This is a genomic window from Bacillus sp. UMB0728, from assembly GCF_002858875.1.
GTDB lineage: Bacteria > Bacillota > Bacilli > Bacillales > Cytobacillaceae > Bacillus_AB > Bacillus_AB infantis.
This window is the reverse complement of sequence record NZ_PKLA01000002.1, coordinates 723,107-738,938: the sequence shown is the minus strand read 5'-3', so window position 1 is coordinate 738,938 and position 15,832 is coordinate 723,107. Positions and strand designations below refer to the sequence as shown.

Annotated in this window: 14 protein-coding genes; 2 read left to right on the top strand and 12 right to left on the bottom strand. The window is 43.9% G+C overall.

Annotated features, from left to right (window positions below; all coding sequences use genetic code 11):
* The first annotated feature begins 35 nt into the window (after nt 1-35).
* Nucleotides 36-743 (top strand): SH3 domain-containing protein, encoded by a 708-nt coding sequence (locus tag CYJ37_RS09250; protein WP_101549336.1) that lies wholly within the window; start codon nt 36-38, stop codon nt 741-743.
* 1 nt (nt 744) lies between these two features.
* The gene (locus CYJ37_RS09245) at nt 745-2,070 is read left to right on the top strand and encodes a SpoIID/LytB domain-containing protein (protein WP_101549334.1); all 1,326 of its coding nucleotides are present in this window, start codon (nt 745-747) and stop codon (nt 2,068-2,070) included.
* Nucleotides 2,071-2,087: 17 nt separating this feature from the next.
* Here CYJ37_RS09245 and CYJ37_RS09240 read toward each other — a convergent pair whose 3' ends face one another.
* From CYJ37_RS09240 to CYJ37_RS09185, 12 genes are read right to left on the bottom strand one after another with little or no spacing between them, the layout of a single operon-like run.
* Nucleotides 2,088-3,329, bottom strand: coding sequence for a glycosyltransferase family 4 protein (locus CYJ37_RS09240; RefSeq protein WP_101549333.1), 1,242 nt, complete (start codon nt 3,327-3,329; stop codon nt 2,088-2,090).
* A gap of 13 nt (nt 3,330-3,342) precedes the next feature.
* Entirely contained in the window at nt 3,343-4,206 is an 864-nt protein-coding gene (galU, locus tag CYJ37_RS09235) for a UTP--glucose-1-phosphate uridylyltransferase GalU (protein WP_101549331.1), read from the bottom strand.
* Nucleotides 4,203-5,285 carry a glycosyltransferase gene (locus CYJ37_RS09230; protein WP_101549329.1) on the bottom strand — a complete coding sequence of 361 codons (1,083 nt, stop codon included), beginning with the start codon at nt 5,283-5,285 and terminating at the stop codon, nt 4,203-4,205. Before CYJ37_RS09230 ends, galU begins: the two co-directional genes overlap by 4 nt.
* A complete protein-coding gene (locus CYJ37_RS09225) occupies nt 5,282-6,397 on the bottom strand; it encodes a glycosyltransferase (RefSeq protein ID WP_101549327.1) in 1,116 nt (371 codons plus the stop codon). The genes CYJ37_RS09230 and CYJ37_RS09225 overlap by 4 nt, the downstream gene beginning before the upstream one ends.
* A gap of 11 nt (nt 6,398-6,408) precedes the next feature.
* Nucleotides 6,409-7,791, bottom strand: coding sequence for an O-antigen polymerase (locus tag CYJ37_RS09220; protein ID WP_101549325.1), 1,383 nt, complete (start codon nt 7,789-7,791; stop codon nt 6,409-6,411).
* Nucleotides 7,792-7,806: 15 nt separating this feature from the next.
* Complete coding sequence (gene wecB, locus CYJ37_RS09215) at nt 7,807-8,865, bottom strand: non-hydrolyzing UDP-N-acetylglucosamine 2-epimerase (protein ID WP_101549322.1); 1,059 nt, start codon at nt 8,863-8,865, stop codon at nt 7,807-7,809.
* Entirely contained in the window at nt 8,865-10,457 is a 1,593-nt protein-coding gene (locus CYJ37_RS09210; RefSeq protein ID WP_101549318.1) for an asparagine synthetase B family protein, read from the bottom strand. The genes wecB and CYJ37_RS09210 overlap by 1 nt, the downstream gene beginning before the upstream one ends.
* Before the next feature lie 19 nt (nt 10,458-10,476).
* Nucleotides 10,477-11,907: a lipopolysaccharide biosynthesis protein gene (locus CYJ37_RS09205; protein WP_101549316.1), complete on the bottom strand. Its 1,431-nt coding sequence runs from the start codon at nt 11,905-11,907 to the stop codon at nt 10,477-10,479.
* 1 nt (nt 11,908) lies between these two features.
* Nucleotides 11,909-12,640, bottom strand: a complete 732-nt coding sequence (locus CYJ37_RS09200; RefSeq protein WP_101549313.1) for an N-acetyltransferase — start codon at nt 12,638-12,640, stop codon at nt 11,909-11,911.
* Between the two features lie 24 nt (nt 12,641-12,664).
* Nucleotides 12,665-13,978, bottom strand: a complete 1,314-nt coding sequence (locus CYJ37_RS09195) for a nucleotide sugar dehydrogenase (RefSeq protein ID WP_101549311.1) — start codon at nt 13,976-13,978, stop codon at nt 12,665-12,667.
* A 14-nt stretch (nt 13,979-13,992) separates the two neighbouring features.
* On the bottom strand, nt 13,993-15,009 hold the full coding sequence (locus CYJ37_RS09190; protein WP_101549309.1) for a Gfo/Idh/MocA family protein: 1,017 nt from the start codon (nt 15,007-15,009) through the stop codon (nt 13,993-13,995).
* On the bottom strand, nt 15,002-15,742 hold the full coding sequence (locus CYJ37_RS09185) for a hypothetical protein (RefSeq protein WP_101549307.1): 741 nt from the start codon (nt 15,740-15,742) through the stop codon (nt 15,002-15,004). Before CYJ37_RS09185 ends, CYJ37_RS09190 begins: the two co-directional genes overlap by 8 nt.
* Between the last annotated feature and the right edge of the window lie 90 nt (nt 15,743-15,832).

The following is a 15,832-nucleotide window of genomic DNA, read 5'->3' as shown; positions in this document are numbered from 1 at the left end:
AATCATTTTTTAATAAACATACCAGGGGGTCAATGATGAAACATACAAAAAAAATAATAGCTGCCGGTGTTTTAACTATCGGTATAGGTACCGGGGCGGCCTTTTCTTCGCCAAAAGGAATAGATGCCGCAAGCAATGTTGTACTTGCGAGTGTTGATTGGGTCACTTCCCAGCTTAATCCTGTCAAGTCAAAGGTGAGTGAACTGGAAACGAAGTTGAATGCCCAGCAGCAGGAAATCAATGCGCTGAAAGCTCAGCTGGCACAGACCGGAACGCCTGTAACGCCGCCGCCTGCCACACAGCCGCCAGCATCTGGCCTGCCTTCTGCCGTTTATGCGAACAAGAGCAGTGTCAACATCCATTCCGGGGCTACTAGAGACTATAAGATCATTGCAGTAAAAACAAGCGGAAGCTCTCTCAAGGTCATTGATTCCTTCACTTCTTCCAGCGGTTTATGGTATCGTGTCGAGCTCTCTGCCACTGTCAAGGGATGGGTTCACTCCAGCGACGTATCCACACAAAAGCCTTCTTCGTCTGTGCCAAGCCAGGTAGTTACAACAGGGGAAGTCAATCTGAGAAAAGGAGCTACAACCAGCTACTCGGTCATCCAGCTGCTTCCTAAGGGAGCTGTGGTAAATTACATTTCTGCTTTTACAAATGCCAAAGGCGAGAAATGGTACAATGTTGAAACCTCAGCAGGAGTGAAAGGCTGGATTATTGCGACTCATGGCGAGGTGAGGTAAAGTGAAAAAGCTTTTGGCAATCATTCTTGCTTTTTCGCTGTCAGGCTTTTCACAGGTCCCGGCAGCAAAAGCAGCTGAGGCTGTTAAATACTCTAATGAAGTAAAAGTTTCAGTGCAGCTGGCAGCCAGCCCCTCAATCACAACAAACGGGGATTATCAGCTTAAAAATAAGGAAACCGGAGTTATCACAAGCATTCCGGCTCACACTTCTGTTTCATTTAAAAAGGATACCAAAGGCATTACGGCTTCTTTCGGCACTTTTACCCAATCTTCCGGCTCTGGCTTCAATCTTGAAGAAATAGCAGGAAGCGGAACATCAGTGGGAAAGTTGAGCAACGGAATTTCTTACAGGGGCAGCTTTTCCCTTGCGCCAAATGGAAGCAGTATACAAATAGTTAATTATCTTGATATGGAAGACTACCTGAAAGGAGTCGTTCCTAATGAAATGCCTGCTTCCTGGCATAAAGAGGCTTTAAAAGCACAGGCCATCGCTGCCAGGAGTTATGCGGCAAATATGATGATGCTGACAACTACAGCAACAAGCCAGGTTTACAGGGGCTATTCAGGCGAAGATGGGCGTTCCAATATTGCCATTCAGGAAACGGACGGAATTCTGGTAAAATACAATGGAAAGCCTATCCAGACTTTCTTTTTCTCGACTAGCGGCGGTAAAACGGCCAATGTCGGCGATGTCTGGAATTCTGACCAAAAGAACTTTCCTTATCTGGTTTCTGTAGATGATCCTTATGAAACTTCAGTTTACAAAAGCTGGTCTGAGACGTTTACTCCTTCTCAGATTCTGGCCTCATTTGGGTTTACAGGGAGCTCTGTCGTACTATATGATATCCAGCTCACTAAAACCGGGGCTAATGGCGAGGTCAGCGCAGTAACAGTAAAGACCTCTGCTGGCGATAAAACAGTCAAAGGAAACGAATCAGTGATCAGGAAGCTGTTCCCGCTGTCCAATTCCAGTGTCTATAATATGCTGTATTCCAACTGGTTTGACATCCAATTATCAGGCGGACAGCAGGCTTTATCGGTTCAGACTTCCACTGGTACTGAAACTGTGACAGACTTGAAGGGCCAGAGCGTTCAGACAGCCTCCGGGCAAATAGCTCTGGATGGCTCACCCGTTTCAATCCAGACTTCTGGAGGCATCGTTTCGAATGAAGGCAGCTCTGGGGTTACCTCCATCACGGTTACCGGAAAAGGATGGGGCCACCGGATCGGCATGAGTCAATATGGTGCAAAAGGATATGCAGAACGCGGCTGGACAGCCGAGCAGATATTAACCCATTATTTTAAGGGAACCACGGTCTCGAAATAGAAAAAAGCCAATTCCACTCAGGAATTGGCTTTTTCTTTGGAAGCACCGGAAATTCTCGCAAGAAGCTCGTCAACGATGCTTTTCCACGAATATTCATCAATTGCCAGTCTGCGTCCATTGCTGCTCATGATTTCATATTGGTTTTCCGAAACATTCATGAGCTCTGAAACAGCAGCAGCTATCCCCTCCGGATTTTCAGGCGGGGCAATTCTGCCGCAATCATGTTCCTCCAGGATTGCCGCACTCTCTCCATCCCCACAATAAAGGACCGGAGTCCCTGTAGAAATCGCAGGGAAAATCTTTGAGGGCCTTGCTCCTTTGAATAGCTCTATGTTTCGCAGTGATACAACACTATAGTCAGCTATCGAGAACATAGTAGGCATTTCTGATACAGGAACAGACCCGTAAAACGTAACGTTATGAAGGCAGAGCTCTTCTTTTAGGGCAAGCAGTTTGTCTTTTTCCTGTCCGTCTCCTACAAACACGAAATGGGCATCAGGATCAGTTTCTTTCAAGATGCTTGCAGCACGGAGGACAGAGTCCAGTCCCTGTGCATAACCAAGGGCACCGGCATACATAAAGATCTTTTTGCCTGCTAAACCAAGTTCATTGATCAGCTCCATGTTTTTGGGAAGAGGTATAAACGTGTCAGTATTTACCCCGTTAGGCAAAAGGAAGACATCTTCAGGTTTCTTCCCTTTATTGATCATATAATCGCGTATGCCTTCAGTGGCAGTAGCAATCTTCCATGACTTTTTGTACAGGAACCTTTCCAGCTTTTCGGCAAGCCTGATAAAGGATTTATTCTTTAATATTCCAAGCTCCACTGCTGATTCCGGCCATATGTCAGCCACATTGAATACAAACTTCGCCCGCTTCAGCTTGGCGCCGATATAACCTGTGATGCCAAGGAACAGCGGCGGTGAGTTGCAGATGATCACATCTGTTGGCTTCGACTTCATAATTGAATAAAACGCACTGAAGGTAAAAGAAAAATAAGATGCAAGCCTTTTCCAGAAGCTCCCCTTCGGTGAAGGATAAATCCAGGAGCGGTGGACAGGGATGCCATCCCATTCTTCATACATATAAAATTTCCCTTTATACTCATCAGGAATGATTCCCCAGGGATGATGCGGGAAAGCCGTGAGAACTTCCACTTGGTGCCCGCGGCTGAGCAGCTCCTTGCTCACTTCATATACCCGTATTTGGGGAGCCCCGGTTTCAGGGGGGAAATGCTGACAAAGATAGATTACTTTCATGAACTTAACCCCATTATTTTCTTATGATTTGCTTAAGGTAACTCTCCAGCTTGTCCTTTAGATCCGGCCTCTTTAATGCATAATCAATCGAAGCCTGGAGGAAGCCGAATTTGTCGCCGACATCATAGCGGCTGCCTTGAAGGATGTAAGAATAAATTGATTCCGACTCCAGAAGCTTGTCAATGGCGTCGGTAAGCTGGATTTCACCCTTTTTATCAGGCTTGATGGTTTCCAGCATATCAAATATGGCCGGCGTCAGCAAATAGCGCCCTACTATGGCTTGCGTGGAAGGAGCTTCTTCCACTGCCGGCTTTTCTACAAGGCTTTTAACTTTATACAGCTGGCCGGACTGATCTGAATAATCGACGATTCCATACTTATTCACTTCAGACCGAGGGACCTCGTTGCAGCCCAGAATACTTGATTGTACAGTATTGTATTGATCAATCATCTGTTTGAGGGCAGGCACCTCACTGTCGACAATATCATCACCCAGCAGGACAGCAAAAGGTTCATTGCCAATGAACTTTCTTGCACAAAGAACGGCATGTCCAAGACCGAGCGGCTCCTTCTGTCTGACATAGTGGATATCCACCAGATTTGAAATTCTTTCAACAACCTCGAGCATTTCTTCCTTGCCTGTCCGGTCCAGCAGCATCTCTAGCTCGACCGACTTGTCGAAATGGTCTTCAATTGCGCGTTTATTCCGTCCTGTTACAATGATGATATCTTCAATGCCCGACTCTACAGCTTCCTCAATAATGTATTGAATAGTTGGCTTGTCCACGATCGGCAGCATTTCCTTTGGCTGTGCTTTTGTTGCAGGCAGGAACCTTGTCCCCAATCCTGCTGCAGGAATTACGGCTTTTTTTATCATGAATTCATCCCCTTTGACAGTGTCTCTTCATATAGTTTCAGCATACCATCGGCATTATCTGTCCAATTATAGTTCTCCTTTACATGGACAATTCCGGCATCACCCATCTTGCGCCGCTCTTCAGGATTATCTATAAGCGCAAAGATTGCCTTAGCCAATTCTTCCGGATTTTCCTTCGGCACGACATAGCCTGTCCTGCCCTCGATTACCACCTCGGGAAGGCCCCCTACATTTGAAACAACCGCAGGGACACCGCAGGCCATTGATTCTACTGCCGCAACACCGAAGCTTTCGCTGTCTTCTGTTGAAGGAACTGCAAAGACATCAATCTTATTGATATACTCTGGTACAGCATCATTCGGTACTCTGCCAGTAAAAGTCGTGGCCGGAGAAATTCCAAGCCGTTCTGCCATCTCCTCGTATTCTGCTCTTTGCGGACCATCTCCCACGATGAGCAGCTCTGTGTTCCGATTCTTTTTATGGATTTCAGCAAAAGCGGTGATGAGATCGCCTATTCCATATTTATCTGATAAAGCTTTAACTGTCCCAATCGTAATGGCATCAGGTGTGCGCAATCCTTCAATGGGACGGAATTTCTTCATGTCGACTCCAAATGGCGTAACAAATACTTTTTTATTTGTATACTTATTCGTTTCCTTCGCCATAATATGGCTGGTGGAACAGATGACACTTGCTTTTTGGAGCGTGTAATCCACAATCTTTTTGTTGATGGATCCCTGCTGAGGGAATTGGAAAATATCCCTTCCCCAGACCGACACGTAAAATGGCTTAAAATCAGCAAGAGCACCGACGAGCCCATAGCTCGAAACATAATGGGCATGAAGGATATCGGGCTTAAATTGCCTGATCGCTTTCTTTACTGCGAACACGCTTGAAAAGTATGACAGTTTGCCTGGCAGTAGCTTTGGCAGGACAATTGTATCTATCTCCCGGGCATTCTCCTCGGAATAATGGTCCGGAAAGGTTGCCACCCTTACGTCAATCCCATTGTTCTTATAGTATAATGCCCATTTATGTGTATGGATGGAACGGCTGGGCGCCAAAATCAATACTCTCATAGTTCCTCCTTTACCAGCGTGTTCTTGACTTTTTCTACTCTTGCCAGCCAGGAATGCTTCTTCATAAAGCTATTCCTGATATTTTCCCTGAGGCTGTCCGACTGCTCAGCCATATTCTTTATAGCCTTTGCCATAGATTCAGGGTTATCTTCACAGATGATCCCATAGCCATCTTCTTCTATGATCTGCTTTTGCGCCTCGCAGTTTGTGGCAACAAGCGGAAGATCATTAGATAAGTACTCGACAAGCTTAACCGGTACTGAAAAGTCATTGTACGTGCTTTTATATCTTGGGATAAATGCGAAATCCATTTCTTTGTAAAGCTCATCCAGTGTCTCTCCGCTTATATGCTTGACCTGGACATTTTTCTTCATAATAAGCTCTTTTTTCTTTTCGGAAAGCTTTTCAAACTCATCTTCCCTGCATACAATCGTCAGGTTAAGGATTTCCTGCTCACTGTTGGCAAGCTCCATAGCTTCGAGGAGAAGGAACAGCCCGTAGTCCTCATTATTAATCCCGCCGACATATAAGCCCTTTTTGACTCCTGGGCTGCGAACTTTACTGGTATCAGAACCCCTGTATTTGCCTCCGGGAGGAAGTGCGATCTTTTCCCTTGAAATGTCCACATAAGCGCCCATAGCATCACTCGGCAGAAAGATAGCCTGGAAATATTTGTCGTAAAACTTTTCTTCCATCCGGTATATTGTTTTCATGACGGCTTTTTTAATTCCCTTTAAAGGATATAGCTCATCAAATTTCCAATATACATCTCTGTAAAAAACGCCAACAGGAACTCGCCGGCTTTTAAGGAATTTCATCACCTTTGTATCGACAAAAGGCCTCTGAGGTTTGTGGCCAGGATCTGTAAGCCAAAATGGGATGGTCTGGTTCTCCATGTAACAGAACCAGATATCATCCAATTTCCCCTGCTGCTTCCATTCATCAAACATAGCATCTCTTTCGGCTGAAGTGCCTGACAGAAGGAGGATTTCTACTTTTTCTCTTTCCCCCCACTGTTTAAATGCCCGATGGATTTCTATAGGACGCAGCTTAGATCCGCTGTTGGCGTTTTCTGCAAGCCTGAATGGATAATATAGCAAAACTGATTTCATAAAGCTTCTCCTTATAATTGGTTGCCAGACTTCCTCTTTAGATAAAAGGAAGCGAGATCTTCCCTGAGTTTAACGAATAAGAGGATGCCGGCAAATAAGAATGTAATAAAGATCCAAATAGGATTAAAGAGAAAATCTGTAAATCCGCCAACCAATGTACGTGGAATATTGATTGAGAAATAAATGAACAGACATAAAAGTACCGGATTCTTAGGCAGCCTTATAAAGACAATGTACAGCAGCTGCACGAATATCCCTACGTACAATGTGCCAAGGAAGATACCCATATAGCCAAAATTGGCATATGCTTCTGCAATATAAAGAGTATTCAGCACACCGCCGGTGCCATCTGCAACCCTTGCTGGGAATGCATTGGCCATTACAAGCCTTGCAGACCGGACCTGTTCCATATCAAACCAGCCAATCAGGATGGATGGAAGGCTGCTTCCATTCAAGAATGGAATGGACTCACCAAAAATATTCAAGTGCAGAAAGGTCGGAGCAATTTGCGCAAGGATGATCCTGCCAATTGGGCCGGACGAATAAGAGAAATAGGAACCCAGGTCATCGACACCCTGGATAAATATATACATAAGGATAACCAGGGTGCCACCGCTGATACCATAAAGGTAGATTTTCCATCTGTTCAAAACAAGAGTGCCGCTGTATATCCTTACAAAAATAAACATGATCGCGTAAAATATAATCGGCGATTTGGCCAGGTCATATACACTGATCAGTACGGCAAAAACAAACAAGGCCATAAACAAAAATATCCACTTTAGCTGCTTTGTTTTAGCTGCATATACATAGGAAATCAAAGAAAGTAAAGGCGTCAGGGCAATCGCGAATATATTTCGCACATATACATTTCCGCTAAAGTTGCGAGCTGCTTCTATCCTCAGTTTGCCAAGCTCCGAAAAATTGCCTTTCAGCAGCTCTATCAGCGGAACCTGGACTGTTTTCAGCAAGGTATACATGACAGCCAGCATGCAAATGACAGATAGTGCAAGAAAAATGAGATAAAATTCATTTTTCTTGCCGCTGGAATCAATCTTTATCGGTTTGCTTATATAAGCATTAAATTCTTTTTTTGCATCAAAACCGGCCAGCTTGCTGACGACATACATCGTAAGCGGCAGCATAATCATTACAAAAGATACAGCTCCAAAGCCGATCCATCTGTATGCATCATGGTCCAGCTTATTAATCATATAGTAATGATCGATATCCAAAGCAATCAGCAGGCTGCCTATATAGCAGGACACAAACAAAGAATAATAAAAGATAAGCGAGTTTAAATTTGGCTTAAATAGCGACAGGCTTCCGGATATCCTGTAAAACAGGGATACAGAAATGAGTGTAACAGTCAGCCAAATCAAAATTGCGAGCATGAATGGACACCTACTTTATCTTTTGCTGATCAGCTCAGCAATTTTTTCGGAAGCTTTTCCATCTCCAAAAACTTCTTTGTATTGCGGTTCCACCTTTTTATTGACAGCTTCCACAATCTTGGCAGTATCTGTCCCTGTAAGGATATTGGCCTCCCCGGCAAGGGTTTCAACCCATTCAGTCTGTTCCCTGACGGTTACGCAAGGAACCTTCATGAAGTAGGCCTCTTTCTGGACGCCGCCAGAATCTGTAACGATTTTTTTGGAATTGGCCACTAATGTCAGCATATCCAGGTAGCCAACAGGATCGATAACTTTCAGGTTAGGGATATCTTCCAGGCTGATACCATAGGAAGCAAGCTTGTGCTTTGTCCGCGGATGGATTGGCCAAACTTTCATATCCTCTATTTGTGAGAAGGCTTCAAGGATGTTTTTCATATTGTCAATATCATCAGTGTTTTCTGCACGGTGTACGGTAATCAGGTGATAGCCTTTTTCGGTCAGGCTGTTCTCTGAAAGTATTGAAGATTTCTCTGCTGCCAATTCGCGATTATACAGCACAGCATCATACATAACATCACCGATATTAAAGACATTATGGGTAATATTTTCATTCTTCAGGTTCTCAACAGCTGTATCGGTCGGGCAGAAAAGGAACTCAGAGACATGGTCGGTCATGATGCGGTTTACCTCTTCAGGCATCTTCTTATTGAAGCTTCTCAAGCCTGCCTCGATATGGATGACCGGTACATGGAGCTTAGCGGCAACCAGCGCACCCGCAAGTGTTGAATTCGTGTCCCCATACACCATCAGATAGTCTGGAGTCTCTTTTAATACAATCTCTTCAATCTTTGCAAGCATTTCGCCTGTCTGCTTTCCATGGTTTCCTGATCCTACACCTAATTGATAATGCGGCTTCGGGATGTGGAGCTCTTCAAAAAAGATATCAGACATATTGGCATCGTAGTGCTGTCCGGTATGGACAATGATTTCATCCATATGGCGGCTAAGTGCGCGCGAAACAGGGGCTGCTTTAATGAATTGGGGTCTGGCCCCAAGGATAGTAAGTACTTTCATCAGGAATCACCTTTCAGGCTTTTAATATAGTCTTTAACCAAAAACGAATTTATATTATAAGGCTGTGTATATTTTATCCTATCCTGCTTAAAGGAAAGTTCAGCTAAGTATTTGGGATAGCTTTCATAAATACCATACCATTCCATCGGTTCTGTATAATACTGCTGGTAAAGCTTCTTCTTGTTATACAGCTTCTTTGCGGTATGATAGAATGCTCCATACTTTTCCTTTAGGGAAGTTTCCTTCCCAGCGGGCTGGGCGGGCTTTGGAAAATAGTCAGGATACATGATATGAAGCGTATAGTCGTATAAATATTTTTTAAAACGCAGGCTCACAGGGACCTTGAGGAAGAAATCCATCAGGCGGTCGTCCCAAAGAGGGATTTCCCAGTCTTTCTGATAGTATTCATAAACCCTTACAGAGTTGATGATGAATTTCGCCTGCCTCTCCTTCCAGTCCCAGTATTCAAATAATGCGCTGGCCTCTTCATTCGACTGGTATGGCAGGCTCCCGAATGATTTTTTAATTTCTGCGACTATATCTGATCCGCTCTCTTTGATTCCACGTCCCATATCCCATAGTTTATGGTGCTTCTGGAGAATGAAATCCACCACATCATCCCGGGAAAACTGCCTGTCCTCCGTAATCTCATAGGCTAAGTGGCTTCCTGCTATGAAATCACCGGAGTGGCCTGGGATGAATACATATTGATCATCATTTTCTTTGACAATTTGGGCTACTGCCGGCCAATCCTGCAAATGGGCCATGGAAGATCCATTAACAGCAAAGTCGACATAACTTTTCCATTCCTTGGATTGATACCACTTTTCCCATTTTTCTTTTTTATATTCAATGAAGGTCCATTCAAAACCAAGTTTGTCGGCTATATCTTTACTTACAAGCGACTCTTTATTTCCTCGCTTGCCATAGGTGAATGATTTGATATTCTTGACGCCGAACTCCTTGAGCAGAAGGGCGATGATTCTGGAGTCATATCCCCCGCTCAGGGGAAGGATAGGCGTTTTGCCTTGGATACGTTTGGAAAGATCCTCAAACACCGTATAGAAAAGGTCCTTCAACTCCAAGCTGAACTCTTCAAGAGTCTTGTTCTCCGGGTGGTGATAGTATTGATAATACTCTTCTTTTTCTACAGATCCACCCTCTGTTATTTTAACATAAGACCCTGCTTCCACCTGAAACAAATCGTGATAAAGAGTCCGGTCATTGGCAGTGAAACCTGTCAATATGAATTCTTTTACCGAAGTTTCATTATAGCTTCCCCCGTTATGGCCGGAAATCTTATCTGTGATCAGCCAGCTGTCCCCTTCTTTGGCATAAAATAAGGGAATGCTCCGTTTCCGGTCTGCAATGGCAACCATGCCATCTCCAGTGTGAAAGGCTATGGCAAATTCTCCTCTAAGTTCTGCCAGGTGCTCAAGGAAGAAGTTTGGAGCACTGCCGATATCCTTAAGGTTATCAGCAGTATAGACTATACCCTGATATTGTATATATCCGCCAAAATGAACGGTACCGGTGGGAAAATTCACTTCTTTAATTAAATGTTTATTATGAATGAGAATATGATGGTCCATTACGTGATCACCTATCTACTTATAAAGTTTCCTTCGCGCGTTTACCTCTCAAATCCTTATCCACACGTGACAGGAGCATGATGGCAAGGTAAGCAAGCCATACATAGAGGATATAGATGGAGGGCAGGCCGCCTTCCTGGATATAGACAATGGCAAAGACAGATGCAAGTGCCGACATAAATAAAAATGCCATTTTCGCAAATGACACCGGTATAAAATACAGCTGCTGGCTTTTATAAAAGATATAAGTAATTGCTATCAGATAAGAAACCAAATAAGCTGCAACGCTGCCCCATATGGAGAAGGCCGGTATCAGCAAAAAGTTCAGCCCAATATTGATGACTGCTGCCATGCCAAAAGCATATGATATAAGCTTTGTTTTCTTGGTAAAGAAAATTCCCACTGAGATGATCATATAGTAGAAATTCAAAAATGTTGCTGCAGATAATACTGCCACATATTTATATGCTTCATGATATTTATCACTTAAAAGTGTAATGATCCACGGCATAAAGGTTGCCACAAAGAGAATGCCGAAACCGCCAACCAGCAGGATAGCATAATACAGTTTAGAAAATAGGACAGGACTGTCCTTTTTTTCTTTAAGCGACATGGAAAATGGCCTCCATGCCATCTGGACCCCGCTTGTCAGCAGAGTGATCAGGGTTGCAAATTTTATCGCTGTTCCGTAAATCCCCACTTCCCTGAAAGAAGAGAACTCTTTAAGGAAGAAAACATTTGCATTGACGATAACCCAAAATGCCAGCGATGCAGGAACAAGCGGAGCAGCATACTTCAGGATTTCCTTAAGTATGTCTTTGTTGAACGAAACTTTAAGATACTGGATGCTTGGCTTCAAAAGCAGGAAGATGATAATAGCACCGCTTGCAATCCTGCCGTAAAGTATGCCCTCGACTGAAGGAGAAATAAACTTCAGGAAAGCATATGAGAGCAAAGCGATCAGCAGCATTTTAAGAATCGTGGTGATTACTACCTTCTTCGTAAAAAATTCATATCGCAGTACTGTCAATACAAGTGCAATCACCGTATCGAGCAGCAGCACACCTGCGGCTATGTACAGCAGGTAAAACAGGCTCGGATCATCGAGCATCACCTTAGAAAGCCATGGTCCTGCAGCCAGGACTACAAGCCCTGTAAGCATAACGACCATGAGTCTGAAGCCCATTACTGTCCTGACATACTGCAGCTTTTTCTTCTTATCTTCAGTATCAAAATAATAAAAAGCAAGAGCGGAATCAGTTCCAAAGATAACAATGAAAGTGAGCATTGAAGTGATCCGGTCCAAATAATCCAGTACTCCGTATTCTGCCGGATCAGGCAGAAAAGAAGTGTATATCGGCAGCATGATAAAAGCAATCAGCTTCGTTCCTACGTTCATAAATGCGTAAAGGAGCGAATCCGCTCCTAAACGCTTAATCTGGGCGAGCACCCTATAACAGCTCCCGGTCATCTACATTGCGTACAAATTTTGCCGGGACGCCTTTAACAAGCGCCTTTGGCTCAGTATCTTTTGTCACCAATGCTCCGGCTGCTACGAAGGTCTCTTCTTCAATTGTAATGCCTGGAAGAATGATGGAGGCTCCGCCAACGCGGGCTCCTTTTTTCACTGTTGCACCCTTGATTTTATCAAAGCGCTCTTCTGTCCGGCCCATGAAGTTGTCATTGGTCGTCGTGACACAAGGAGCAATAAAGACTTGCTCCTCAAGGGTCGTATAGGCAGTGATATAAGAGTTGGATTGGATCTTTGTGCGGGTTCCAATCTTCACATAGTTTTCAACAGTAACTCCTCTGCCGACAATCACATAATCGCCAATTTCAACATTTTCCCTGACGCTTGCCAAATCAGCAATCAAAGTATTTGCTCCGATTACAGCTCCCCTGTAAATGACACAGTTTGCACCGATTGTCACTTCTTCGCCAATGGCAAGGGCAGGAATGTCGCCGCTCAATTTTACTGTGCTTGTTTTTGCCGGTTTTGGCGGCTTCCCAACCACCGCACCGTCTGCAATCGTTGTATGATCGCCAATAGTAGTACCTTCATGTATCGTTACCCTATTCCCGACGATAACGTTTTTTCCAATCTTGACGTCTTTCTCGATTACTGAAAAATAGCCAACCTTAACGGATGCATCCAGTGTTGCTGTAGAATCGATAAAATTCATAACAGATCTCCCTTTAGGTAGTGATTAAAGTTTAATGTATTTGTTTGGCTTCTCTACATCTTTCAGTGCATTGCGTGTATCAAAGATTACTTTGCTTTCTTTTGCAATGGCAGCATAATCAAAATCGCTGTGATCAGTCGTAACAAGGACAAGGTCAGCTTCATTAAGAAGTTCGTTAGTCATTTCAACCGTTTCAATTTTCTTGCTGCATGCTTTAAATGAAGATACATAAGGATCGACAACTTTATAATCAGCACCGTGATGCTCCAGCAGTTCAACTATTTTCAGCACTGGGGACTCACGCACATCGTCGATGTCTTTCTTATAAGCAACACCAAGAACTGCCACTTTGGCACCGCGAAGAGCTTTTCCATCTTCATTCAGGACCTGCATGGAACGTGTAATAACATACTCAGGCATACTGTTATTGATTTCACCGGCTAGTTCAATCAGCCTTGTATGGTAGTTGTACTCACGAGCCTTCCAAGTCAGATAAAAAGGATCGATCGGAATACAGTGCCCTCCAAGTCCTGGTCCAGGATAGAATGCCATGAATCCATAAGGCTTTGTTTTTGCAGCATCGATTACTTCCCATACATCAATCCCCATTTTTTCGCAGAGGATCGCCATTTCATTGGATAATGCAATATTGATATGACGGAACGTATTTTCAAAAATCTTTTCCATTTCTGCAATGGCAGGGCTTGATACTTCATGTACATCACCTTCAAGTACATTGCGGTAAAGTGATGCTGCCACTTTTGTACAATTTTCAGTGATTCCACCGACAACTTTCGGCGTATTTTTTGTTTTGAATTGCTTATTCCCCGGATCTACACGCTCAGGTGAGTAGGCGATGAAAACAGTTTCACCTGTTACCAGACCTTTTTCCTCAAGGGCCGGCTTCACAATCTCCTCAGTTGTGCCAGGGTACGTAGTTGATTCAAGAACAACCAGCATGCCTTCATGTGCATACTTAGCGATTTCTTTTGAAGAACTTTCAACATAAGATGTATCCGGCTGCTGATAGATGTCAAGAGGAGTAGGCACACAGATGGCTGCAGCATCAACTTCCTGGATGCGTGCATAATCCGTTGTAGCAACGAGCTGGCCGCTCTTGATCATATCTGCCAGATCCTGGTCCACTACATCACCGATATAGTTGATTCCCATATTAACCTGTTCAACCCTGGATGCCTGTACATCAAAACCGATGACCTTGTAGCCTGCTTTAGCTTTTTCAACAGCAAGCGGCAAGCCAACATAACCAAGGCCCACAACACCGATGACAGCTTCTTTATTTTCAATTTTATTAATTAAAGATTCATAAGAATTCATTATATTCTTCTCCTTTATTGAATAAAGACTTTTTTTCCGGTTTCAGCGGATTCTAAAATAGACAGTATTAATTTTACCGGAGCCAATCCATCTTCGCCAGTTACAATTGGGTTACGATTTTCTTGCACAGCCTGTACCATATCTTCGATGATCCACTGGTGGCCAGGTTTCCCGAAAGGATCTGCCTTCACCTGCTCCTTGGCTGCCTGGCTTTCTTCCTCACTCACACCCTCGATATCCCAAGTCTCGATAAAGTTCGCCGTCCTTCCGCTGACCTTTACAGACGCAGTTTCTCCGAAAATAGAAAGAGACTCCTCCAGGTTCTTTGGATAAATCGTAGTGGCTGCTTCAATAACGCCTAAAGCACCGTTTTTAAATTGCACTACTGCTGCCGCAACATCCTCTGTCTCGATTTTGCGCAGACGGGTTGCGGCCATTGCCTGTACAGACTCTACAGGGCCCATCAGCCAAAGCATAAGGTCAAGGTCATGGATTGCCTGGTTCATTAGCACTCCGCCGTCAAACTCTTTCGTCCCCCGCCATTCTGCCTGGTCAAAATAAGCCTGGTTCCGATTCCAGCGGACTGTTGCATTAGCGTGGCTAAGCTTTCCAAAAGCACCGGCATCCATATGCTCCTTAAGAAGCTGGACAGCAGGACGGAAACGATTTGGATGGACAACCGCCAGCTTCACACCATTCTCCTTTGCATAGCCAATCATGTCGATAGAGTCCTGAAGCTTCAATGACATCGGCTTTTCAACGATGATATGCCTTTTATGGTCCGCAACGATTTTCGTCAATCGTGCATGCAGTCCGGAAGGTACACAGATGTTCACAACGTGGATCTCCGGATTTTCAGCAAGCATTTCGTTGAGGTCTGTATATTTTTTAACATTTTCTCTTTGTACTTCTTCAAGACGGCCGGGGTTTGTGTCACATACTGCGAACAAGTTTGCCCCTTCAGCGTTTTCAATGGCATCCATATGCTTTTTCGCAATATGGCCCATCCCTACAATGGCAAAGTTAATCATGATTGTAATATCTCCTTGCTTCGATAATATATTTCCAAAAGATAAGGAATACAAGGGTGAAAAGGACACCCAGGATTAAGCCTGCAATGGTCAGTTCAGTTTTGTTTGTGTCTGCTTGGGTGACTTGGTTGACGATTACTGATGGTGGTTCGAATGTATTCAAGTCATTAGTCACTCGCTGTTTGGCTACTGTTGTTTCAGACAACTCACTTTGAGCAGCAGTATAACTCAGAGTTATATCTTGATATTGCGTTATTGGCAAGTCCCTTTCCAGGATAGGTTCCATCGCCCGAATGGAAGCATTTAGATTTTCAGCTCTTTCATCGAGCACTTGGAGATAGTTCTCCGTCACTTCTTTCCTGAGATCATAGTCCTTAACCAGTGCACTCTCAATTCTTCCAGCCATGGCATTTAGATCCTTTTTAAGCTCTTCACGGTCATCCTGCTTAATCTTTATCTTAATATAGCTGTCGCTTGAAACAAAAGCGTCAACTTCCCCATCCACACCATCTCCAAAATCCTTTATAATATTTTCAGGATTAGTTAGAGCCTTCAGCTTAATGGAACCTGTAAACAAAGTCGCATTACCTGTATATTTCGCATCTGTAGAAATAACATAGGAAGCAGCAAATCCAAGCAAAGCGAAAATAATGGGAATGATCAGGAAAGACCATTTCTTTTTCCAGAAAAATAATAAATACTCATATAAAACAAACTTTTTTTGTTCTGCCAATCAGAGCACCCCTTCTTTCTTCAGTCCTGCAAGAATGTTTGTGTGTGTTTTTGAGCAAGTAAAGAAACGCCCCCTACCGGCGACGTTCCT

Excerpts from the sequence above, each read along its gene's own strand:
- CYJ37_RS09225 (WP_101549327.1), bottom strand. The coding sequence starts at position 6,397 with ATGAAATCAGTTTTGCTATATTATCCATTCAGGCTTGCAGAAAACGCC.
- wecB (WP_101549322.1), bottom strand. The coding sequence starts at position 8,865 with ATGAAAGTACTTACTATCCTTGGGGCCAGACCCCAATTCATTAAAGCA.
- CYJ37_RS09240 (WP_101549333.1), bottom strand. The coding sequence starts at position 3,329 with ATGAAAGTAATCTATCTTTGTCAGCATTTCCCCCCTGAAACCGGGGCT.
- CYJ37_RS09195 (WP_101549311.1), bottom strand. The coding sequence starts at position 13,978 with ATGAATTCTTATGAATCTTTAATTAATAAAATTGAAAATAAAGAAGCT.
- CYJ37_RS09190 (WP_101549309.1), bottom strand. The coding sequence starts at position 15,009 with ATGATTAACTTTGCCATTGTAGGGATGGGCCATATTGCGAAAAAGCAT.
- CYJ37_RS09230 (WP_101549329.1), bottom strand. The coding sequence starts at position 5,285 with ATGAGAGTATTGATTTTGGCGCCCAGCCGTTCCATCCATACACATAAA.
- CYJ37_RS09200 (WP_101549313.1), bottom strand. The coding sequence starts at position 12,640 with ATGAATTTTATCGATTCTACAGCAACACTGGATGCATCCGTTAAGGTT.
- CYJ37_RS09250 (WP_101549336.1), top strand. The coding sequence starts at position 36 with ATGAAACATACAAAAAAAATAATAGCTGCCGGTGTTTTAACTATCGGT.
- galU (WP_101549331.1), bottom strand. The coding sequence starts at position 4,206 with ATGATAAAAAAAGCCGTAATTCCTGCAGCAGGATTGGGGACAAGGTTC.
- CYJ37_RS09210 (WP_101549318.1), bottom strand. The coding sequence starts at position 10,457 with ATGGACCATCATATTCTCATTCATAATAAACATTTAATTAAAGAAGTG.
- CYJ37_RS09220 (WP_101549325.1), bottom strand. The coding sequence starts at position 7,791 with ATGCTCGCAATTTTGATTTGGCTGACTGTTACACTCATTTCTGTATCC.